The following is a 21298-nucleotide window of genomic DNA, read 5'->3' as shown; positions in this document are numbered from 1 at the left end:
TCGCGCCGGCACGGGCAAAACAAGAAAATATTACCTTTGCCGCATGAATTTCAAAGAGCAATTATCCGGCTATCCGATATTGGAGATCGTGGCGAAGGCTGCGGCTGAGCTGGGTGTGGAGGCGTATGTCATCGGCGGGTTTGTAAGGGACCTGATACTTAAAAGAAACAGTAAGGATATCGATATTGTTTGCATCGGAAGCGGGATTGACCTCGCTGAATTGGTAGCCAGCCAGCTGGGCCACGATGTTTTTGTTAGTGTTTACCGCAATTTCGGAACTGCTCAGATCCGTCAGGGCGATCTTGAAATAGAATTCGTAGGAGCGCGCAAAGAATCCTACCGCGCCGATTCCCGTAAGCCGGCCGTAGAAGACGGTACTCTTTCAGATGATCAGAACAGGCGTGATTTTACCATCAATGCAATGGGAATCAGTCTGAAAAAAGGCACTTTCGGAGAGCTCATTGATCCATTTGAGGGAGTTAAAGATCTTAAAAAGAAGATTATCCGGACCCCGCTAGGGCCGGAGATTACTTTTTCCGACGATCCATTGCGCATGATGCGCGCAATCCGCTTCGCGAGCCAGCTCAATTTTGACATTGAAGCAGACACTTTCGATGCGATTGTCAAAATGAAAGACCGGATTTCCATTGTTTCCATGGAGCGGATTTCCGATGAGCTCAACAAGATCATTCTTTCCAAAACACCTTCTTACGGCTTCAAGCTGCTTTTTCACGCAGGATTGCTTCACATTATCTTCCCTGAAATGATTGAGCTGCAAGGCGTGGAAAACATTGAAGGGAAGGGACATAAGGATAATTTTTACCACACGTTACAGGTGCTCGATAATGTGTCGCAGCACACAGACGATCTTTGGCTGCGCTGGGCTGCGATCCTGCATGATATTGCCAAGCCGGCTACCAAGAAGTTTGACAAAAAAATAGGCTGGTCATTTCACAACCACGAGGAAGTCGGGGCTAGGATGGTTCCCGTGATTTTCCGGAGAATGAAATTGCCGCTCAACGAAAAAATGCGTTTTGTCAAAAAGCTCGTCAGACTGCATTTGCGGCCCATTGTTCTTTCCAAGGAAGATATTACCGACTCCGCAATGCGCAGGCTGCTGGTGGAAGCGGGCGAGGATATAGAAGCATTAATGAAGCTGTGCCGGGCAGATATTACCTCCAAAAATCCTGAAAAAGTAAAAAAGTACCTGCATAATTTCGATCTCGTTGAGCAAAAGCTGAAAGACCTGGAAGAACGCGACAAGCTGCGCAATTTCCAGCCCGTGATCACGGGGGAAATGATTATGCAGACTTTCGGCCTCAAACCTGCCAAAGAGGTCGGTATTATCAAGGAACTTGTAAGGGAAGCGATCCTGGAGGGTACCATCCCCAACGAATACGAGGCGGCATACGCTTTTATGGTGGAAGAGGGAAGGAAAATGGGACTTTCCGTGCAATGATCCGGTACATATTTTGATAGCATAAGGCACTAATTTATATTTTTACCAAAAACATCTTCTCTTTCACCAATTCAATGGAAAATACCCAGTTCAAGCGGTTCTTCGGTGCGCTTTTGACAATTCTAGGCATTTCAGTACTCCTTTTTGCCTGCATCGCATTCCTGTCAGACAAGCCTGTACTTGGGCTCACCGTTTCAAAATGGGAATCGGTTGTACCTTTTTTGGTAGGTACTGTATTCCTGCTGACCGGTGTTAACCTCGTAAAAGGCTAAACAGCCCGGACCAATCCTGCTCCTACGGTGCATTCAAGGCACTTTTTTGGCATACAATAGTTATTATACCATTCAATCAGCGCCTGGGAATCGGCAGATGTTTTCACCTGCATTCCCAGGGTTGCCCATTCTCTTGTAATGCGGTTGTTTTCCGACGGAAGTTGTGAAAGCCAGTAAATCGCCTTATCCAGCAGCTCCGGCTGGTTTCTATGCTTCGAATAAGCGACCAGTACCGGAATTATGCCGTTAATAATCAGCAGTGCGCCTGCATCTTTGCCCATTGCAGGGACAGGCGCCGCAGCCTTTTTGTCAAACACATAATGCTGTGTCCAATAGTCAGACTGCCGCAAGTGAAACAGCTGCTGCAGATCGGCAAAAGATTCCAGTGAGATAATTTGTGAAAACAGGGTGCTTTCGGCACTCAGGAGCTGTGCCAGCTGCGAAATCCTGATTGTAGGAAACCCCGCAGGCCGCAGCCGCGCATATTTCCATTCGTGCGCATTCATCTGCTGTTCGGCAAGCTTGTATTTCGATCCGAGAAACCTGAATTCCTGCTGCAGCATCCGGACATACACATCTTCCGACCGCTCCGGGATCAATCCTGCGGTGCCAAAAAGAATGGCTTCAATTTGCAGGGGCCGGTCGCGATGCTTCCGGAGAATTTTCCAGGGCACAATCTGCATCAATCTCAGAAATGCGGGATCGTTCAGTTTGAACCCGAAATGCTTTCCCAGCCACTGGTACGCAGTCTGGTCCCAGTCATTTTTGTTGACTTCCAGCAAAGCAGCCACTTCGCCGGCTTTTCGGCTCAGCCTTTCCAGCAGCACCCGGTCGAGCATAGCGAATTTATGTATCTCGTGTATTTGGTTGAAAAGCGCATGACAGGGAATCCCTTCGTGCTGATCCTGCAACAGGCTGTACCTTTGCAGCACCGTATCTTTGATCAACCCTTTAAGTGACAACGTAGGAACAAGTGTACCATCCTGCCGCAAAACCGGTTTGTCATTTTCCCAAACAACATGCAGTATCACGCTTTCATAAGCAGGATTAATTTCGTGTGCATGCATAAACCAGTCCGACGACCTCACGTGCACTTCAATGCTCCCGTACCAGTGAACTCCGCCGAGTACTACGCCGGCTTCCAGGAAATCGGGACCGGCATTGGTGTTCTTGTAGCCGGTTCGGATAACTGAAATGCTCAAATTTTCATCTGTGAGCAGATTTGCGGAATCAAAATATTGAAAGCGCCAGACAAAACTCAGGATCTCTTCATTCATAGGACAGCGGATGTAGACGGATAAATAATGGTTTTGATTTCTTTGTCTAAACCTGATTAGTTTCTGTTCTTTGTACGCTCAATTTGTTCGTTGGTTTCTGTTTGTTGAAGTGAAAAGTTTTATGCTCCGCCGTTTGCAGTTCATTGCGCTGAGAATTTTGATTTTGTTTTTCGGAGTTTCTATTATTTGGGTAGTGATTCTCAGGTTTGTACCGGTTTGGGTGACGCCCTATATGCTTTCACGAAAAATGGAAGCGTTCAAAGCGGACGAGGATACCGAGCTTTTTCATGATTGGGAACCCTATGAGAATATTTCGAAAGAAGTGGCTTTGGCAGTAGTTGCTTCGGAGGATCAGAACTTCCCGAAGCACTGGGGATTTGATTTTGACCAGATTTACAATGCAGTGACAGAAAAGCGAAAGCGTGCACGCGGCGCCAGCACCATTTCACAGCAGGTTGCCAAGAATGTTTTTCTGTGGCACGGAAGAAGTTATCTCAGAAAAGGACTTGAAGCTTATTTTACAGTGCTGATCGAGTTGATCTGGGATAAAGAGCGGATACTGGAAGTTTACCTCAATGTTGCCGAAATGGGAGAAATGACATTCGGCGTGGAAGCTGCTTCGCTACGTTTTTACAACAAATCGGCCAAAAAGCTGACGCGCAACGAGGCGGCAAGGATAGCTGCGGTACTTCCTAATCCGATCAAATTTTCCATTAAAAATCCATCCGCCTACGTCAACAGGCGCACCGGTCAGATCGTCCGGCAAATGCGTTACCTCGGCGGACAGAAGTACATTGAAAACCTGTAAAGAGCAGGTTTAACGTTTTTTCGTTAATTCATATCAGGAATTAACAAGCGTGACTGCAGTTCCGATCCGGAGTGTATTATGGATTTCTGCAATGCGGTTTGTATGTTCAATCAGCTCCTCAATCACGTTTTTGGGTGAATCGGACGAAACCTTGACGGTATACTGGAAATTACTCCCCGGTTCACCTTCCGCACCAAAATCGGCTGTGCAGTTGACCTCTACGCCCGAAACAGATATGTCCTTTTTAGCTGCTTCTCTGTAAATATCATTGCAAAAACACGTCGCCAGTGCCAGTAACAACATTTCACCTCCATTAATATCCGACCCGTAACCAGTAGGCTTCGGCGGAATTTGAACATTCCTGGTCGCTCCATTCGTCGCTACTTCCAGGTAATGTTCGTTAAAACTGTTTTTGAGCTTAGCTGAGATTTTCATATCGGAATAAATTTAGTTTACAGCTTTAAAGGGATTCAGAGCGTCTCCAAAATGTCCGACCAACCCACTCTGACCATTCCCGCAGGCACAGGATCAGTCGCATTGGTGACCTGAATGGTAAGACTTTCACGACCGATGTTATTCTTCGCCAGCTTCTCCCAATCATGCAGGAATATCTGTCGGAAATAATTAGTAAGTTCTTGATCCTCAAATAACAGGCTTGCATCCCTGTTGACAGAAACTCCATCATTAGACCAATTCTGACTTCCGATCAGTACCTTTTCCCGGTCCACCATTATTCCTTTGGTGTGACATTTATCGTGCATTCTGATCCGCGCCGGATCAAATCCCAGTTCAACGAGTGCTTCCAGGTTTTTGCGCGCTTCGGCAGCAATAAAATTCCTGAAAATAATCTTCACATCAATCCCTTCCTGCTGCTTTTGCAGCACCGCATCGATCAGCTGCTGCAATTTCCCGTGCATGGGTTTGGGCGCATTGAATGTCTGGTTTTGGATAAAAAGCTCCTTCGTCGCCGATTGTACCAATGCAAGTACCTCTTCAAAATAGTTGTCGGGAGACAATAGCGGTGTTACTGTAAATTCCCTTTCCGCATTGAAAGGCTCAAAAGATTCATAAGCAATTGCATCCTCCGCTTCGGACAGTTGTTCAAATGCCGGGATCAGGAAAAACAGCTCAGGCGCCAGTGACTCCTCGGCAGGGTTGAGAATGGTTTGTTTGTTGTTTTCATAATCGTGCAGCAAAAACTGCTCGTAAGTCTCCGCTACCTGCTCATTTTCAACAAGTACATGCCAGTCACGGTTGTAGTTTTTCAGTAAAAAGGATTGCGTCACATTTTCGAGCTTGTCCAGGTTAGGCTGGTTGGAAGACTGCCAGCTGCCGCTTGACAGGAAAAGGTACCTAGTGTCTCGCACAGCGGTTTTAATGTGATAGCTGGAAGGTACCCAGCCGTTTTTAGAGCCAATCTTCACCCAGGCATTACTGAACTTCGGTCCCAGCTTCTCACTTAGTTCCTCCACCATTTCTGCATCTTCGAGGTCGTCTTTTTTCGTGCCTTCACCTGCGTTAGAGCCAACCTGAATCGCCATGGTCATCTTTTCGAAAGACTCTTTTTTCGGCAGGCTTGCTATTGAATTGAGGATGTGGGGCGCGCCAAAGTCGTACATTCCCACAATCAGTGATCTTTCAGTACCTTCCAAAAAGGGCATCAGATTACGCCAACCCTGTTCAGGGCTTACATTGGCATTCACTTTCATGAAGTCCTGGACCCGTTTCAGCTCGACGCCAGCGGGAGGGAAGTAGCGGCTCTCCATAGCGAAACCGGGCGGGTTAATCAGTGACTCAAGTATTTCCGGACCTTCGTGAAACCGGATCACTTCCTCAATGGTCGGACCCGAAACTTCAATGGGGTAACCCAGTAAAGACGCGGGCAGGGGAGAGGAGTCACCGCGTACCAGCTCATCAATCTGTTTTCGTCTGGGTACCGTCACCACTATGGCCCGTTTGCGCGTGATCCACCCATTTTCGAAAACGTAGCCCATTCTTACATTCAAAACATCGGTGCGTTCAGCAAGCTCCTGCTTTGCTTTTTGCAAGATAGCGGCTTCGCTTACGGGCTGCGGAGTCAATGCCAGCTGATCAGTCGCAGGCTGCGGAACAACTGGTTGTATAATCGGCACGGCCGCATTGCCGAGCCTGAAAGTGACGGATAGTGGGAGTGTTATTGTCACACTGCCGTCGGTATTGGCGATAACAGGCTCCGGTGAGAAGCTTTGCGGATCAGCTATCTCCGGCTTCTCAATAACTGGTCTCGCGGTAAAAAGTTGCTGGTACAAACTGGCTTGTCTGCCTGTGAGCATGCGGCTGTCCATATGTTTCAGGATAGAACTGATCCTCACGCCCTCATTGACGATCCATTTGATTTTATCCTCGCCCATTGAACTGTTCCACACCGTTCCGTCGACCGCGATGATATTGCCCGCCGAATCCTGTTCGTACACGCCGGAATGATGCAAGCCCACAACTTCCCACCTTTCATTGAAAACCGGGGATCCGGAAGCTCCCGGTGCAGTATCGGTTTTGTAATGTAAAAAATTGTCGAGCACATCAATCAGCTGGTTCTCCCGCAGGCCAATCTGCTTGGGAAGACCGTTCGGGTGCTCAATTACATTCAGCCATTGAGAAATAATGGTTTTTCCTTCCTCCCGGATCAGCGTATTAAAGCCGTATTCTGAAAGAGGTCTGCCTGTACTGCTTACCGGCGCAACAGCAACGATTGCATAGTCCAGTTCTTCGTCAGCTATAAAAAAGGTGTCAGGTTCAAGCCTGAAAATGTCTGACGCACGCAGAACCTGACCCGCGTCAAACTCATAGTTCATTTCCAGCCTGGCGCCCGAAGTTGTCAAAGCGTCGGGTAGTACATGGTGGTTGGTCATCATCAAAACAGGCGAGATCATAAAGCCTGTTCCATAGCCGATGATCTTGTCGGCTGTGTCTGTAAGCCAGATCCGCCCAACCGTTTTCGAAAACTGGATTGCTTTGTATAAAAAAGAGATGTCAACAAGATCATTGGTGCCGAGTATCCTTTCCAGGCTTTTGACCTGTACTGTCTGCACGGGCTTTTCAGCAGGTTTTGGAAGGCTGCTTTCCGTCGCCAGAATTTCCTGCGTGTCGGTCACACCGAAGTTTCTCCTTTCCAGGAACTTCTTCACTCTGGCGGGCGAGTCAATATCAAAGTAGCGCTGGTGATCGATTAACCGGATATTCCGGTCGCGTTCCTTGTTTCTGGTCAGGTACCTTGTCAGGGTTTTTGCAAGCTGCCTTTTGAATTCATTGTTCATATCGCTGCATGTTAAGGTGTGGAACGTTAACCTAAGTTATCCAACTATCGGGTGCGGACTGGCTATAAATGCGGTTTTTTACTTACCGGTAGAACACTGTTCCGGTGCATTTTCTTTTTCTTGGCAGATCAATTTTTTGTTAATTAAAGCGGGCAAATGAATGCGAACTTTGCATTTTGCACCATAAACCGCGGTTGAGAAAACCGCTTACATCGGGAAATATTCATGGAAGAAATTAATATCAGGACAGCCAGAATAGAGGAGTTGCCCATATTGCTGGAATTTGAACAGGGCATTATCAAAGCCGAGCGTCCATTTGACGAGACTTTCGTCGCGGAGGATTTTAATTATTATGATCTTGCCAAAATGATCGATAATGAAGAGACAGAGGTAGTTGTGGCAGAAATCAATGGTCAGCTGGCAGGCGCCGGGCACGTTCGGATCCTGCCTGCCAAGCCTTATAACCAGTTTGATCGTTATGCATTCCTGGGCTTCATGTATGTCGTGCCGGAGCAGCGTGGAAAAGGCATTAACCGGTTGATTATCAAAAAACTCGTGGAATGGGCCAGGCAAAAGGGCCTGCCGGAGGTGCGTTTGCAGGTGTATGATGCCAACAAATCAGCCGTTGCTGCTTATGAGAAAGTTGGTTTTAAAAAGCATTTGGTCGAAATGCGCCTGACGACCGACGAGCTGCTTTAAAACCAACTTTCAATAACGGATGCCGCTTACCATCCAAAACCATAGTCTTCACCATGGTTGCTTGACCCGCCCCAGAAGCTTCCGTGCTGCCAGTCGAAATAAATGGCATTAATGGGGCCACTTGTCCTCGGCTGGAAACTGGACGAATAACTCATTCGTGAGAGTTCTTTTCTGGTCCAGTCAGGCATGGACTGGTTCAGGATCAGTCCACCCGGAATTTTTTCGTGTGCTCCGAAGCTGCCGTACATCTGCAAAGTTTTAAAGCTTGGTGCCTCAGTCGCTTCCTGCACGGTCATACCGAATTCCACCATATTCAAAAAGAATTGAAGCAGCAGCTGATCCTGTTCGTCGCCCGCCTGTTTTGCAAAAGATAAAAATGGCTTACCGTCTTTCAGCGCAAGACTCGGTGTGAGCGTAACGCGGGGCCGTTTTCCCGGCTCCACCACATTGAATGGGTTTTCCTTCGCATCGAGAACAAACGATTGCATACGCTGACTTAACCCAACTCCCGTATTTCCGGCAATGCAAGCAGGTACCCAGCCACCACTTGGCGTAATGCTCACCACCCAACCTTCCTCATCTGCCGCTTCCACAGAGGTTGTACCTGCCGTGAATTCCTTTATGAACTGCTCGCTAGGGCCATTTTCATTGCGGTTCAATGCGGCGTGGAAATTACCCCAGGACTTGATTTGCTCTGAATACGGGTTTTTCTTTCCTTCAAAAGGGTAGGGATCTCCCGGCATTGTTTTCGCATCATTCTTTTCCCAATTGATCTGCTTAATGCGCTCTTTGGCGTATTCTTTGGATAATAGCCCTTTCATCGGTTCTTCGGGGGCAAATGCAGGATCACCGTAATAGAAATCGCGATCCGCGAAAGCCAGGTTCATTACCTGGTACAGCGTATGAATGTAGCGCGACGAATTGTAGCCCATTCCTTTCAGATCGAAGTTTTCCAGCATATTCAGAGCCTGCAACATCACTGGTCCCTGAGTCCATTGCTGCATTTTATATACCTCAATGCCCTTGTAGTTGGTCATCAGCGGCTCCTCTATCTTAACCTTCCAGGTAGCAAGGTCCTGCTCGGTGATCAAGCCGCCTTGTTCCTGTGTGCCGCGGGCTATTTCCTTCGCGATATCTCCTTTGTAGAAACGATCATATGCGGCATAGATCGCGTCTTTCCTGTTTTTGCCTTTTTTCAAAGCGGCCTGTTCGGTATCTACCAGTTTTTGCAGAGTTGCGAGCAGGTCTTTCTGCACGAAAATCTCACCGGCATCCGGCGCCTCGCGTGGCTGACCTAGATGCGGAAGGAAGACCTTCGTGGAGTACGGCCACTTCTTGATCTCTGCTTTATCGCGTTCGATTGCATTGGCAGTTTGACCTTCAATGGGATAACCCTCGGCCATCTGCATTGCCGGCGCCAGCACTTCTTTGAGGCTCATGGTGCCGTATTCTGCCAGTATCGTCATCAATCCGCCGGGAGTACCTGGTGTTGTAGCCGCTAGTGGACCATATTCTGGTGGGTACTTCATACCCTTGTTTTTATAGAAATCAGCTGTTGCGCCTGTCGGGGCTACTCCCATGGCATTAATCGCCACAACCTTCTTTGTTTTAGGATTGTAAATCAATGCCTGCGTTTCTCCTCCCCAACTTAGTACATCCCACATGGTACAGGTAGCTGCCAGCATCGCGCAGGATGCATCCACCGCATTGCCGCCCTTGCTGAAAATCATAGCACCGGCTGTTGCTGCCAGCGGCTTACCCGTAATCCCCATCCAATGTTTGCCATGCAGGGGCGGCTTCTGTGTTGTGACCGGGAAATTATTAAAAGACTGAGCAACGGCACTCACCGTCAACGAGGCTAAGGCGAGTGTAGAGAATAGAAGTCGTAGTTTCATGAAGCAGGTAGCAGGAAGTGAGTAATGCTAAATTTAAGCGTTTTACTGAAATTATTTTGCTACCAGGCCTGAGAAATCCTATCGTCACTCAATGGTAATAATCCGGTGATAGCGCTCGCTATGGTATGTTGTTACACCATCGGGACTGCAACTGAATGTGACTGCATACCTGCCTGGCGGGCATTCTGCCGGGATCAGGAAGTAAACACTGTAAAAAACAATGTTCGGAAAAAAGCCATTCGACTCTGCTTTTTTAAGTATGAACTCTTTTTGAGTATCCACATTTTTGAGTATCAGTTTTTCCCCTTTCCAATGATGAGCATCAGGTGTAGCGGTGATAGCCAGGATCTCTTGTCCCCGCTTAAAGTGCGTCAGCGGCTTGAACACTGCCAACCCGAAATCTGTATAGTACAACTGTGAAATATGGGTCAGCGACATTAGCCTGGGTTGTGCATATTCCTTTTGGACAATCAGCAGGTTGTCGGAGTTGATCAGATTATGCAGCGGAAGCTCCTTGCCGTCAATTAGTATTCTCTTCTCATAATTACCAGTCGGAAAACCGGGTGGGATGATTGTATTGGCATATTTTGAAGTTTTCGAGGTCAGTAAGAATTTCCTAGGGTTTTCGAAATCGTTGCTCAGTATCATTTCATATTTGTGTTCAGGAAGCAGGTTGTAACCCCAAATACCTGCAAACCTGCTTGTATCTAGTAAAACCGGAGGCCAGAAATCCATTCCGGCTTCGGGAGGGCCATATTCCATTATCAAAGGGTCAGGTAATTCAACCGGTTGGTCCCTGCGGTAGACTACTATCTTATATTCTCCGGCCTCCATATCGATCGGGATTTTTATTGACACTGGCGTTGGGTCGCCTTCTTTGGCCGGGATGGAAGAGAAACTCGATGTTGTAGTGACCTGCCCAGATGCCTTATTGATAAATGACGCTTTCTGGTGAATATCTGTCGGTTCCATATCGGTACCCCAATTCCTTGCATAGAAATTCAGCAGGGTTTCTTTTCCGACAAGAGGGAAACGGAAAGGCTTACCATTTGGCAGAATTTCAACCGGTTTATAGGGTATAACTGCAATTTGCAGACTTCCTATCCTTATTAAGTTCCCTTCGTATACGATGCTCCCGTTAACCCAGCCATCTTTGTTGTATGACCTATCAACTTTACCTTTTTTCGAATGTCTAAATGAAATTTTGAGTTTCTGTCCACCCTTGTAGTTAGGAGGCAGGTATATAACAAAACTCTGTTTCGGGTGAGTTTTTAAATTCTCCCTTGGAACACCTTCCACTTCCAAATCGTAAATATCATAAAGTTCGAGGACAGCAGGTTGTACGTCCTCTTCCTTACAGCCCAGAAAAACAAGTAATATAATCCAGCTTAGGTTAAATAGACGCGACATATATATCACAGGGGAGAGTTGATGATAGTTTGTAAATGAGCAGCGGTTTACTCAATCGTGATAATCCGGTGATAGCGTTCGCTGTAACGCCTGGTAATTCCGTCGGGCACAGAGCTATGAACTACCTCGTAACGTCCAATTGGGAAATCTGAGGGTATTGGAAAGTATATATGACTAAGAAGGTATCCGGAAAATACACCGGTTAGGTGATCATGGTACAACTCATGCACTTTTCCGGTTGTTACATCTTTAAGGATTAGTTTTTTCCCCTGATGAAAAATGCCATTTGGCGAAAAAATAATCGCGAGTAGGTTCTGGCCTTTTTTAAACGTTGTTTTTGGTTTGAAGACGTTCAGCCCGAACTCTGTTGAGTCTCTTTGGGATAGGTCCGTGAGAGACATAAGTTGTGGTTGATTGTAGTCACTTTCAACAACGACTATGTTGTCCGACTTAAACATATTACTAAATGGCTTATTTTTTCCATCTATGTTGATTTTAGCACTGTAATTGTCTTTAGCCACCTCATCTGGGATAGTTGTCTGGAGCTTCCAAGGGCTAACTACTTTAAGTTTCAAAATCTGTGCTGTTCGAAAGTCATTATTGAGTTCCAGCTCGTATTTGTGTTCTTTCACAAAATTATAACCACTAATTGTCAGCACTCTATTAGTATCAGTCACAAAATGAGGCCAGTGATTACCATCTGAAATTACGATATCACCAATTTCCAATATCAGCGGATCAGGAAGTACTTTCTCTTTTCCTCTTCGATATACTACAACTTTGTATTCGCCGGCTGCTAATTCCGCGGGAATGTCTATCGATACTGGAGTAAGGTCACCTTCAGAAGCAGGAGGGGTTGCCTTCATAGTTGTATGTTCTACTGTTCCCGAAATCTTATGTATAAGGCGCACCTGACCGCTGCTGTCGAAAGATTCAAAATCAGAGCCCCAGTGCCTTGTCAGAAAATTAAGCTGTTGGCTTCTGCCTGTCAATTTAAAACGATATGGAGCGCCTTTGGCGATTATTTCAGCAGGTTTGTAAGGGACAACAGTTATGAATACAGGTTTAATTCGTATTAAATTGCCTTCATACGTCACACTTCCATTAACCCAGCCTTCCTCATTGGTTAAATGCTCGACCTGACCTTTTTTTGATCTTTTGAATGACACTTTGATCTTGTTTCCGCCCTTATAGTCAGCGGGCAAATACACCGACACACCGAATCCAGGCCACGGTCTTATATTTTCGTTGGGAACCCCTTCTAAACGAAAATCGTAAATGCCATTTTGTTCAAGGATCTCAGGTCGTATGTCCTCTTCCTTACAGCCGATCAGAACTGTTAGTAGTACCCAGTATAGTATTCTAAGTCGCTGCATAGTAATGTATATCGCATTGATTTGTTGGACTTTCATCGTCTGATATTAGCTAAATGTTGTATCAAGGTGTTAGTTTTCAAGAGCTAAAAGCTTGGAGACGAAGTAGCTGCCAATCTTGATTCTGCATATATAGGAACCACTAGTAAATTTACTTAGATCTAGGGTCTGTGCTTGGTTGCCTGCAGGGCAAGCATTCTCGTCAGAACTAAATAGTATGCGCCCACTAAAGTCAACTAGGTCAATGCGTACTAGCGAAGGTTCGCGCAGTATATAACGGACTATGGTTTTTCCTTTGGCAGGATTTGGCGTAATCCGGACCGAAGCAAATTCTTCATTTTCAATCAACGCTTCTTCCTCAGCTCCCATTCGAGCGGCTCCCCCGACTGCCAGCATGGGCGTGTACACAGCCTGACTTACCATGGTTCGGGTGGGGCTTATGATGTAGCAGCGATAGGACTTCCAGTTACTGTTGCTGACTGTAATGCTTTGTGCCGAAGAGAAGGCAGTGGTGATATGGTTATCGCCTCCCACCCATTTGTAAGTATACCCTGCTGGTGCTTTGATGGTGACGTTTGCGCCACTTTTGGTAATTGTGAAGCTCGGAGCAGTTGTAGCAGGTACCGAAGTCATGTTCTTTATTGGGGTAAAACCAAATCCCGTTTTGAATGCCTCAAATGCTTGATTTCCAGCTTCAACTAGTCCGGGGGCGATAAAATGAGTATTGTCATCAGCTCTGCGTTTAGAAGCTGGGATGATGTCTGAGTTCCAGATAGCTGCTGCAGAGGATCCTTGTTGAAGAATTCCTTGGTATGCTCTGGTTTTCTGCTGACCTGCGATTACAATGGGGTCTACGGTACCGTAGTACCATGTCGCTCTTGAAATTGCCCAGCTTAAATTATTGCTAAAATGTTCCCGACTTTTGTTCAAGACAATTTGGAGCTTTGAATCATAAGTCGACTCTGAGGTGTTCAAGACATTATCTGACTCCCCCTGATGCCATAGCACACATCTCGCGCCAAACATGCTGCCAAAGTAAGTTAAGGAATTCTTTAGGCTTTTATATGGTTGTCCAGCGGCCCCTTCACTATTCCAATCGAAGATATTGGCACAGCATATGTTGCCATCGAGAAGAGGCAGTTTTACCGTCGCAGTTTCGTCAAGGGCAGTTGCTGCCCAGTTCTCCACAGAGGATCCAGTAAATGCTGCATTGAAAAATAAAGTCGGTACAACTGTTCCTGGTATAAGTTCGTCTGCGATACGCTTGCCCAAATGCCCGTAAAACCAGGCTGAACGATTGCCGGATGGAGTAATTAGCTTTCCATCTACAATCTTTTCGATATACGGAAACTGATAAGTGTTTTTGCAGATCTGGTTGTTACTGATAGAATTAACGCAGTCATAGAACACCGGGTTAACGGTTGAGTTCACAATTCCATCCGTGCCCTGCGCGTTGGATTGGCCAGCGATGAAAACGACTTCGCCTACTCCGAACTTTACAGCTCCGGATGTGGTAGGAAAGTTGTTATTGCCTTCAAATGCGCCAACTTCCAGCAAATACCAGCCTGTATTGAAGGTGGCCGAAAATTTGAATACACCCGCATAGGGCGTACTCGCCAGGCCACTGTTCCAAATCGTTGCCGCTGCCAGTGGATTTCCGTTCTTGTCCAGTGAGGTAGTTCTGTACTTGATCACAAAATTGGCGCCTATTGGTGAGCCCGGTCGTACCTGTCCGGCTATGGCGACGCTCGCTTGTCCATTTGCATTGCGCTGGAATACAGACCGCTCTAATGGAAGAGAGATCGACATTTGTGCATTTGCAGTGAAGAAACTTGTAAAAAAGAGAAGGGATAAAAAGAGGTTTTTCATGATTCTGTCGGTGTGTTGTTGAAAGGCATATTGATTTTCCGGATTGTCACTTCTTTAAATAAGATGCGGTAGTCAGCAGGGGGATTTTAGAGCCGTAACGGGCATTTACTGCCTTGATGCATTCGTTCGCAATTACTGCCTGTCCAAAGCCGGTCGGGTGAATGGCATCGTCTGAGTAGAAGTTTCCGTTTGGAAATGTGGGATCCACCAGCACGCCATCGTCGGTGATGTAGTCACCTGAGTTGATCTTTTTGTAAAGACTGTATAAATCCAGGAGTGCGAAATTGTTCTTTTCGGCGATGTATTTCACATAGTATTCATTGTACCAGCTGACTTGCCGGTAGCCGATTGTTTCATCACAATTTTCATCAACCGACAGCACTTCCCGCTCGCCAAGTACCTCATTGTCAGATTTGCCTGAAAATAAACTTTCAATCTTTTCTCCGGGCAGCAGCACGTCATTCTGGTTAGCTGGTCTGACCGGCCCGCATGCTGCTTTCACAGTCAGCTTGCATTCCGGGCAAAGCGATTGCAATCTTTTCAATGTGTAAAGTTTGAAATAGGGCAGGTCCATAACATCAGGAATATTGACCGCAATACCCTTACTACCTTTTCTAGCAGTCTCACTCAGGAAGGCAAACTCTGATTTGTCTGCCCGGTCACCTTCTTCCGGAGCGGGCAGTTGAGAAGGATCGCCGCCGACCAATGCGCTTCTCAGGTGACCGTCCATTCCCACATCAAAAACCAGAAAATCGGGCGTGATTTGGGATCTTAAATAACTCAGGTAGTTGGTGTTACCATCGTTAGCTTCCACATCCGGCAACAATCTTTTGAAGAATGGAATAAAATTCTGTGACTCCGTACTTGGTAAGTTGAGCGACGCATAATAATTAAAGTCTTTCCAGGCGCTTCTCGGATTGAAGAAAGGCAATGCCAGATTGTCAACACCTTCGGTGTATTTGATCAATGCACTGTCTCTGGAGTCTGGCACATAGGCTAAATGGTTGGTAACCTGAGTATACCTGAATGTGAGCCCGTTGTCCCGGATCAATATCTTGTAGCCTGATCCATTGTAATGTGCAGTGTCAAAGAGCGGCTGTTTCAGGTTTATACCCATTTGGTTAGCGAGTAAATTAGGGTAAGCCGTGAGCTGTGCTTCCCGGTACAATCCGCCGTTTTGAACACCAGCAGCCAGGGAGCCACCAACAACCAGCATTCGGGTGGGACTGGAAACTGCGGAATCTGAAAATGATCGTTGCGAAAGCTGGAAGGCTTTGCCAGGGTAGCCATTTAATACGAACAAATAGCAAAAAATGCATGCTGAAAGCCGAGAAAGGTAGTTTTTTGTCATCATTGTGGTGTGTAGGGAGGCTTGTTACGTAACTGTCAATCCCCAAAACTGGTGAGTTTCAGAGCCAATTCCTTTGACAAATATCAAAATCGTTATTGCTTCTTTTTCTGCTGCTTGTAATTGCTCCGCAGCCTGCTGAGATGCTCCTGCGTAATGCCGATGTATGAGGCGATGTGGCCAAGTTTTACCCTATTGAAAATATCCGGCAGCTGAACGAGCATAATCTGGTATCTTTCCTCTGCACCGCAGGAAGCAAAGGTTTTAACCCTCTCATCGAGAAATAGATAACTTTTCGAGATCAACGTTAAAGACAGCCGGTGCACAACAGGATATTCGTTGTACATGGATTCTATTTTGCGAAGAGGCAAACTATATATTTCAGAATTTTCCAGCAGCTCAATGTTATAGGCAGTTGGAGTGCCGGACAACAGGCTGTCAACCGCGCTTACAATCTGATTTTCAGCCACAAACCAGGCTGTTACATCCTTTCCATCTTTATAATAAAACACCCGCGCCAATCCTTTTTTAAGAAAGTATAGCTCGTTGCAAACTGCGCCACTTGAAATAAGCCGCACATTCTTTTTGAATCTAATGTGTTGCGTTACGTCCGCTATTCTCGCCTGTAAAGCTTCCGGTAAATCAATATTCTCGTTAATCAGATTGATGAAGGGGTTCATAAGATGAAGTGTGCGTTCTATTACTCCACAAAGTTCAACAATTCCTGATTTACTGCTAAGCTGTTAATTGGATCGACTGGTCGCGCAAATGCAAAAGGTATTTTTATGTGAACTGTAATTAATTCTAAATGAGGTAATTGATGTAGATATTAGCTTATGGTTCGTCGCATAATCAGGTCAATTACCAGCTCTTTTTTTAACATTTATCAAAAAATTTGAACCCAGCATATACTTGTGCAACGTCTGTTGGTCAACACGCATACCGCTTAGTCATATACGTAGCATTCAGCACTGAAATATCAGGCAGTATTAATGGACGAGCGATCCGATTTTGGTATATTGCTGTATAAGTCCCGACCAGTGTGCGGGGCGCTTCATCAACTTAAAAACAATGGCACAGTTCAAAATTCTCTCTTCCAACTTCCATGTCAGCACGATGGTTGAACATGGAACTCTCGCCTTTTTTCTCGATGGGAAACAGATCATCAGCGCACGCGATTCCATCGATACAAAGGAAATGATCCTGGACAAAGGCAAGCACGAATACCAATGGCAGGTAAATGGGAAAGACAACCTCACGAGGTATTCAATCCGTATGACAAGCAACGGCGTTTCAATTCCCGGGACAGGAGTCGGGCGCAGGACGTTGAAGGGTGGAGATACCGATTTTAGCGGGGGAGATTTTCAGATTAGTTAACCAGCTGCTACCATGAAAAAATATTTACATATAGCGCTGCTTATCAGTGGGCTTGTTTTGGCATTAGACATTGATCTGTTGGCCCAGGGAAAGGATGATTTTGCCACACTGGCACCCGATTCTGCAAGTAAGAAGCTGAATGAAAAGCTGCAATCCAACAATGCAACCAGCAATACCGGTACGCTTAGCAATTTGCCGAGCATCAGTTTAACCTCGATCTTTTCAGATACGCAAGCCGAGGCGAAGTTCTCTATTGTTTCCGGAAAGAGCATGTTCAATGTGGCACTGTCACAGGCATTTTCGGAAAAACCTAAAACAGCAACTTTCCTGGACATTGAAGGCATCACCACAGGGACCACGTTTTCGGTCGGCTGGCAAAAAACGATCGGACGAACCCCGATCCCTAAAAAGCTGCCGATTAAGAATATGGCCAGGTTCAATGCAGTCAAGGAAAAAGCAAGAGCGCGAAAGGGAATTGATGCTGCTACTGACGTGACTTACCTGGATATGAATGAGGCCGAAAAGAAGGAGCTGATCGAAGGTGGTGCGCTGGACCTGGACGCATTTGCTTCGCCGCTCATCTTCACTGCCCGGGTGAGCGCCAGTCGTGTCGCATTCAACTACATTCCCGATTCGCTGGCATTGAAACCTTCGGAAGCAACGCGCGTCGGGAAGAACTTCAATGTTGCCATTTCAAAATTCATGAGCCTGGATACTTACTTTTCATTGTCTTACAGCTTTGTAATCAACTATTCCAGCGGAAGCGATGTTTTGAATTACAACTTCCCGGTCGGAAATGCGGGGCATTCATTCAGCTCCGAAGTAACATTTGGCGAGCCTGCAGGGGCAAACGATTCAAGGATAAAAGGTGAGTTCCGTCAGCTGATCAGACGCAACTTTGTCCCGATCCTGGGTGTGAACCCAAGTGTCACCTGGATTGTAGGAAGTGAAAAAATGAACATCGACCTTCCCGTTTACTTCATCACCAAACGCGAAGACGGCGAATTCAACGGCTTACAGGCTGGCTTGAAACTGGGTTACACCAGCAGGTTCGACGACCGTTTCCTGAGTGACATCGTCAATCTGAAATCACAAAAAGTCTACTTCGGCCTATTTGTCACAAAACCCTTTTCGGTGCGTTGAAAGAAGGAGGAAAGGGGGGAAAGGGAGGAAGGAGGAAAGGGAGGAGGAAGGAGGAAGCGGGCTCTGCATAACAAGCACTTCCTCCCTTTCCTCCATTCTCCCTTTCCTCCATTCTCCATTCTCCTTCCTCCCTTTCCCAACGTTAAAACAATGCTGCCTGCACGAATGTGGCCTGGGTGAGGCCTTGGAGCGGGAAGCGTTCTACGATCTGGAATTTGTCGCCTTTAACAAGTGATCTCCGCAGCAGCTGCATTTCTGTTACCGGAAAACTAGCGGCAAACTTTTGATACTTCCATTCAAACCAGGCTTGTTCCAGCTGCTTATTATTCATGTTCCGCGCGATCGTATAGTGTGGGTCGGTGCAGTACTCGTGTTCGGCAGGTGACCACTGTTGAATGTGTTTGTCAATATCTGCTTTCAGCTTCTTCACTATCCCCAGAATATGTTGCGAAACCTTGTCTTCCACATCGATATACATGGTGCCATGCTCATATTTGTTGAAGCCGCTTAATTCCATTGCAAATGGGTCGGTGGTTTGGGCAATTTTCCTGCAACCCTGAATTACACGGTCCATTTTGCTCTGATGAATGACGCATTGCATCAACGACAGGTGAGGGGTGAGGTTAGCTGCATAATGGCAGCCGTAGCGGCGTTCGAAAAACTGCTTTACACTTGCAATATGCGCTTTGGTAACCTCGTCGCAGGAGAAGATCAGCAGGTACTCCAGCATGTGGTGCCGGATGTTTGTTAGTGTACTCGGGTGGTTATTGTTGATGTGAATACTTTTCATCTTACAGTTTGTTGAATGTCAGTGATTAGTAACACTACAAATGTAAGAATGGTATAATAAGTATCAAAGTTTTGATCTCAAAAATATCATAATTTTGTAAAAACCTGCATTACTGCTAAGTAAATGGGGAATGTTTTGCTGCTCAGTAGCTTATGATAACAGTTATGATGTGAAAATGGGCGCAAAGCTCAGCATGCAATGGGACCTTGCTGTAAACGCAGCATAATTTCGTTTAAGGATTTGGTAGTCAGTGGTTTCACAATCAGATCATGCACTTCCCGCAGTGACCTTGCCCTTGCAAAGTCTTCCTCATCATTGGACGAGCTTACCAGGAATATGTTCACTTTTTTTGAAAGAGAGGGAAGGAGCTTGCCCACGGCATCAAGGAACTGCCAGCCGTCCAGTACAGGCATATTAAGGTCAAGGAGGATCAGATCGGGGAGCTGGCCGGGGTCGCTGAGGTTTTCAACAAAAGCATCAACGGCGACTTGTCCGTTATCAAAATAAAACGTCTGTTCCGCAATGCAGGCGCGATTGATAATGATTTTGATTGCGAACCTGTAAATCTCGTCGTCGTCAACTACCCACAATCTGTTAACCTTGTTCATTGAAAATCAATTTAAATGCTGTTCCTATTCCAGGCGTACTCTCCACCTCAATATGTCCGCCCTGCGATTCGATCTGCGTTTTAACCAGAAACAACCCGACACCGTGTGCGTCTTTGTGATTGTGAAAAGTCTTATAAAGGCCAAATATCTTCTTCCGGTGCAGGTCCAGGTCGATCCCCAGCCCATTGTCGCGGCACTCCAATACGGTTTTTCCCTGCCGGTTCTTGTAAGATTTAAGCGTTATCCGCAGTTGCTCAGCAGGATTTCTGTACTTAACTGTATTGGATACCAGATTGGTAACGATACTTTCGAGATACACCCTGGGGAAAAGCACAGTTTCCTCTTCAAATTCGATAGATACCGCTGCATTGTTCATTTCCAGGTCGGTACCGAAGATGTTCAGTACTTTTTCTGTCACCGCCCGAAAGTGCAGTTGCTCGCTTTGAACTGCATTATCCTTGATCTTGATCGCCTTCGATAGGTCCTCCAATGTCGCATTCAGTCCATTGGATACGTCTTTCATTTTGTCAAAAAGCTGCGCATTGTCTTCGTCCAGCTTTTCCGGATCAATCAGCGTCGAAAGCAGCACCATATTGCTGGCGTGGTTGCGGATATTATGCGACAGGATATGCGTGAAATTTTTGAGCTGCTCGTTGTTGCGGGTGGTAAGTTCCAGGGATTTGCTAAGTGCCAGCTCCGCGTCTTTGTAGCGGCCGATATTCATGAAAATACCGCGCAGCTTGGTCACTTTTCCGTTTTCATCGTACAGCGGCCGGCCTGTCGATCTTACCCACACCGACTTGCCTGTCAATGTAGTCGCGATCAATTCCTTATCCCATTCCACTCCGTCCGAGATCGCTTTATTTACCGCCTCATTCGCATCCGGACGAAAAGATTCCTCCACGTGACTGTACAGACTGAGCTCATTGAGGGGGTAATCTTCCGGCAGTTCAAGGATGTCGTAAATCGTTTTCGACCACGTCCGTTTTTTGGTTACCAGATCTGTTTCCCAGCCGCCCACTTCGCTGATCCTCCCGGCCTCGGAGAGCAAAAACTCGCTCGCAGCCAGCTTTTCCTCTACAATTTTGCGTTTTTCAATTTCCTCTTCATACTCTTCCACGGAGCGCATACTCAGCACGCGTGGAAGTGTTTTATACAAAGCATAAACCGTAATCACGGATACAATCGCCGTGGCCAGGCGCAAGAGCGCACTAACCCGGTATATAGGCCACCAGAAAATCCAGGCATCAACCAAATGCGAGAGTCCGCAGAGCAGAATGAATGCAACAAACAGTAAAAACACGCCGTGAAAGGGTATATCCTTTCTTTTTCGCAGCAATGCGAGCAGCAGAATGGGAATGGCAAAGTAAGCTGCCCAGATCCCGATATCCGAAACGATATACAGCCAGCCGTGAAAGTCAGACCATTCTCCGCAGTACCAGCGCGGCGGCCAGTCGGATGTGTCAAATAATTGAGAAAAAAAGCTCGAAACCTGCTCATTGATAGGCACTTCTGCTCTTTGGGCCGCAGTGTTGGTTCGGCATACTGTGATACCTGCTGTTTGATTGGCAAGTAGCTGAGCGCTATCAGGTTTCAAGATTAAATATAGAGGGTTGCGTTGGGAGCGTCAAGATAAAGCTTTGTTGACAAAGATCAATTTCAGCTTTACGGTTTTTT

The 21298-nt window shown here is 46.5% G+C and carries 18 protein-coding genes; 6 read left to right on the top strand and 12 right to left on the bottom strand.

Translation table 11 applies throughout. The features are described from left to right. Nucleotides 1–43: 43 nt before the first annotated feature. A complete protein-coding gene (locus tag ASG33_RS11850; protein ID WP_056284894.1) occupies nt 44–1459 on the top strand; it encodes a CCA tRNA nucleotidyltransferase in 1416 nt (471 codons plus the stop codon). Nucleotides 1460–1533: 74 nt separating this feature from the next. Next, nucleotides 1534–1731, top strand: a complete 198-nt coding sequence (locus ASG33_RS11845) for a hypothetical protein (RefSeq protein WP_031526592.1) — start codon at nt 1534–1536, stop codon at nt 1729–1731. Here ASG33_RS11845 and ASG33_RS11840 read toward each other — a convergent pair. Beyond that, nucleotides 1728–3008 (bottom strand): DUF2851 family protein, encoded by a 1281-nt coding sequence (locus tag ASG33_RS11840; RefSeq protein ID WP_056284891.1) that lies wholly within the window; start codon nt 3006–3008, stop codon nt 1728–1730. The genes ASG33_RS11845 and ASG33_RS11840 overlap by 4 nt on opposite strands. Nucleotides 3009–3129: 121 nt before the next feature. Here ASG33_RS11840 and mtgA point away from each other — a divergent pair, with 121 nt between their 5' ends. Next, on the top strand, nt 3130–3816 hold the full coding sequence (gene mtgA, locus ASG33_RS11835; RefSeq protein WP_056284886.1) for a monofunctional biosynthetic peptidoglycan transglycosylase: 687 nt from the start codon (nt 3130–3132) through the stop codon (nt 3814–3816). A gap of 33 nt (nt 3817–3849) precedes the next feature. Here mtgA and ASG33_RS11830 read toward each other — a convergent pair whose 3' ends face one another. Continuing rightward, nucleotides 3850–4251, bottom strand: coding sequence for an OsmC family protein (locus ASG33_RS11830; RefSeq protein WP_056284883.1), 402 nt, complete (start codon nt 4249–4251; stop codon nt 3850–3852). A gap of 35 nt (nt 4252–4286) precedes the next feature. Next, the gene (locus tag ASG33_RS11825; protein ID WP_056284881.1) at nt 4287–7109 is read right to left on the bottom strand and encodes a phospholipase D-like domain-containing protein; all 2823 of its coding nucleotides are present in this window, start codon (nt 7107–7109) and stop codon (nt 4287–4289) included. A gap of 225 nt (nt 7110–7334) precedes the next feature. On the opposite strand from ASG33_RS11825, the gene ASG33_RS11820 reads away from it, so the two are divergent. Continuing rightward, entirely contained in the window at nt 7335–7808 is a 474-nt protein-coding gene (locus ASG33_RS11820; RefSeq protein ID WP_056284876.1) for a GNAT family N-acetyltransferase, read from the top strand. 26 nt (nt 7809–7834) lie between these two features. On the opposite strand, the gene ASG33_RS11815 is transcribed toward ASG33_RS11820, so the two are convergent. The 6 genes from ASG33_RS11815 to ASG33_RS11790 form a co-directional block, all read right to left on the bottom strand. Beyond that, nucleotides 7835–9703: a gamma-glutamyltransferase family protein gene (locus tag ASG33_RS11815; protein WP_056284871.1), complete on the bottom strand. Its 1869-nt coding sequence runs from the start codon at nt 9701–9703 to the stop codon at nt 7835–7837. A gap of 84 nt (nt 9704–9787) precedes the next feature. Beyond that, complete coding sequence (locus tag ASG33_RS11810; RefSeq protein WP_056284869.1) at nt 9788–11113, bottom strand: hypothetical protein; 1326 nt, start codon at nt 11111–11113, stop codon at nt 9788–9790. 47 nt (nt 11114–11160) lie between these two features. Next, nucleotides 11161–12525, bottom strand: coding sequence for a hypothetical protein (locus ASG33_RS11805; protein WP_056284866.1), 1365 nt, complete (start codon nt 12523–12525; stop codon nt 11161–11163). Between the two features lie 33 nt (nt 12526–12558). Next, the gene (locus tag ASG33_RS11800; protein WP_056284863.1) at nt 12559–14355 is read right to left on the bottom strand and encodes a sialate O-acetylesterase; all 1797 of its coding nucleotides are present in this window, start codon (nt 14353–14355) and stop codon (nt 12559–12561) included. 46 nt (nt 14356–14401) lie between these two features. Beyond that, the gene (locus ASG33_RS11795; RefSeq protein ID WP_056284859.1) at nt 14402–15571 is read right to left on the bottom strand and encodes a hypothetical protein; all 1170 of its coding nucleotides are present in this window, start codon (nt 15569–15571) and stop codon (nt 14402–14404) included. 227 nt (nt 15572–15798) lie between these two features. Then, entirely contained in the window at nt 15799–16383 is a 585-nt protein-coding gene (locus tag ASG33_RS11790; protein ID WP_056284856.1) for a Crp/Fnr family transcriptional regulator, read from the bottom strand. Between the two features lie 391 nt (nt 16384–16774). Here ASG33_RS11790 and ASG33_RS11785 point away from each other — a divergent pair, with 391 nt between their 5' ends. Next, on the top strand, nt 16775–17080 hold the full coding sequence (locus ASG33_RS11785; protein WP_056284853.1) for a hypothetical protein: 306 nt from the start codon (nt 16775–16777) through the stop codon (nt 17078–17080). Nucleotides 17081–17092: 12 nt separating this feature from the next. Then, entirely contained in the window at nt 17093–18223 is a 1131-nt protein-coding gene (locus ASG33_RS11780; RefSeq protein ID WP_056284850.1) for a hypothetical protein, read from the top strand. Between the two features lie 142 nt (nt 18224–18365). Here ASG33_RS11780 and ASG33_RS11775 read toward each other — a convergent pair whose 3' ends face one another. From ASG33_RS11775 to ASG33_RS11765, 3 genes are all read right to left on the bottom strand, one after another. Continuing rightward, complete coding sequence (locus ASG33_RS11775) at nt 18366–19013, bottom strand: 2'-5' RNA ligase family protein (protein ID WP_056284847.1); 648 nt, start codon at nt 19011–19013, stop codon at nt 18366–18368. A gap of 188 nt (nt 19014–19201) precedes the next feature. Further along, nucleotides 19202–19621 (bottom strand): response regulator transcription factor, encoded by a 420-nt coding sequence (locus tag ASG33_RS11770; RefSeq protein ID WP_056284843.1) that lies wholly within the window; start codon nt 19619–19621, stop codon nt 19202–19204. Beyond that, a complete protein-coding gene (locus tag ASG33_RS11765) occupies nt 19608–21218 on the bottom strand; it encodes an ATP-binding protein (protein WP_056284840.1) in 1611 nt (536 codons plus the stop codon). The genes ASG33_RS11770 and ASG33_RS11765 overlap by 14 nt, the downstream gene beginning before the upstream one ends. Nucleotides 21219–21298: the final 80 nt, after the last annotated feature.

Source organism: Dyadobacter sp. Leaf189 (genome assembly GCF_001424405.1).
Classification (GTDB): domain Bacteria; phylum Bacteroidota; class Bacteroidia; order Cytophagales; family Spirosomataceae; genus Dyadobacter.
Note: the sequence above shows the minus strand (reverse complement) of the source record. Positions and strands in the feature narration are given on the sequence as shown.

What these genes read in the sequence shown, in the direction of transcription:
- ASG33_RS11850 (WP_056284894.1), top strand. Translation starts at nt 44, where the DNA reads ATGAATTTCAAAGAGCAATTATCCGGCTATCCGATATTGGAGATCGTG.
- ASG33_RS11845 (WP_031526592.1), top strand. Translation starts at nt 1,534, where the DNA reads ATGGAAAATACCCAGTTCAAGCGGTTCTTCGGTGCGCTTTTGACAATT.
- ASG33_RS11840 (WP_056284891.1), bottom strand. Translation starts at nt 3,008, where the DNA reads ATGAATGAAGAGATCCTGAGTTTTGTCTGGCGCTTTCAATATTTTGAT.
- mtgA (WP_056284886.1), top strand. Translation starts at nt 3,130, where the DNA reads ATGCTCCGCCGTTTGCAGTTCATTGCGCTGAGAATTTTGATTTTGTTT.
- ASG33_RS11830 (WP_056284883.1), bottom strand. Translation starts at nt 4,251, where the DNA reads ATGAAAATCTCAGCTAAGCTCAAAAACAGTTTTAACGAACATTACCTG.
- ASG33_RS11825 (WP_056284881.1), bottom strand. Translation starts at nt 7,109, where the DNA reads ATGAACAATGAATTCAAAAGGCAGCTTGCAAAAACCCTGACAAGGTAC.
- ASG33_RS11820 (WP_056284876.1), top strand. Translation starts at nt 7,335, where the DNA reads ATGGAAGAAATTAATATCAGGACAGCCAGAATAGAGGAGTTGCCCATA.
- ASG33_RS11815 (WP_056284871.1), bottom strand. Translation starts at nt 9,703, where the DNA reads ATGAAACTACGACTTCTATTCTCTACACTCGCCTTAGCCTCGTTGACG.
- ASG33_RS11810 (WP_056284869.1), bottom strand. Translation starts at nt 11,113, where the DNA reads ATGTCGCGTCTATTTAACCTAAGCTGGATTATATTACTTGTTTTTCTG.
- ASG33_RS11805 (WP_056284866.1), bottom strand. Translation starts at nt 12,525, where the DNA reads ATGAAAGTCCAACAAATCAATGCGATATACATTACTATGCAGCGACTT.
- ASG33_RS11800 (WP_056284863.1), bottom strand. Translation starts at nt 14,355, where the DNA reads ATGAAAAACCTCTTTTTATCCCTTCTCTTTTTTACAAGTTTCTTCACT.
- ASG33_RS11795 (WP_056284859.1), bottom strand. Translation starts at nt 15,571, where the DNA reads ATGCTGGTTGTTGGTGGCTCCCTGGCTGCTGGTGTTCAAAACGGCGGA.
- ASG33_RS11790 (WP_056284856.1), bottom strand. Translation starts at nt 16,383, where the DNA reads ATGAACCCCTTCATCAATCTGATTAACGAGAATATTGATTTACCGGAA.
- ASG33_RS11785 (WP_056284853.1), top strand. Translation starts at nt 16,775, where the DNA reads ATGGCACAGTTCAAAATTCTCTCTTCCAACTTCCATGTCAGCACGATG.
- ASG33_RS11780 (WP_056284850.1), top strand. Translation starts at nt 17,093, where the DNA reads ATGAAAAAATATTTACATATAGCGCTGCTTATCAGTGGGCTTGTTTTG.
- ASG33_RS11775 (WP_056284847.1), bottom strand. Translation starts at nt 19,013, where the DNA reads ATGAAAAGTATTCACATCAACAATAACCACCCGAGTACACTAACAAAC.
- ASG33_RS11770 (WP_056284843.1), bottom strand. Translation starts at nt 19,621, where the DNA reads ATGAACAAGGTTAACAGATTGTGGGTAGTTGACGACGACGAGATTTAC.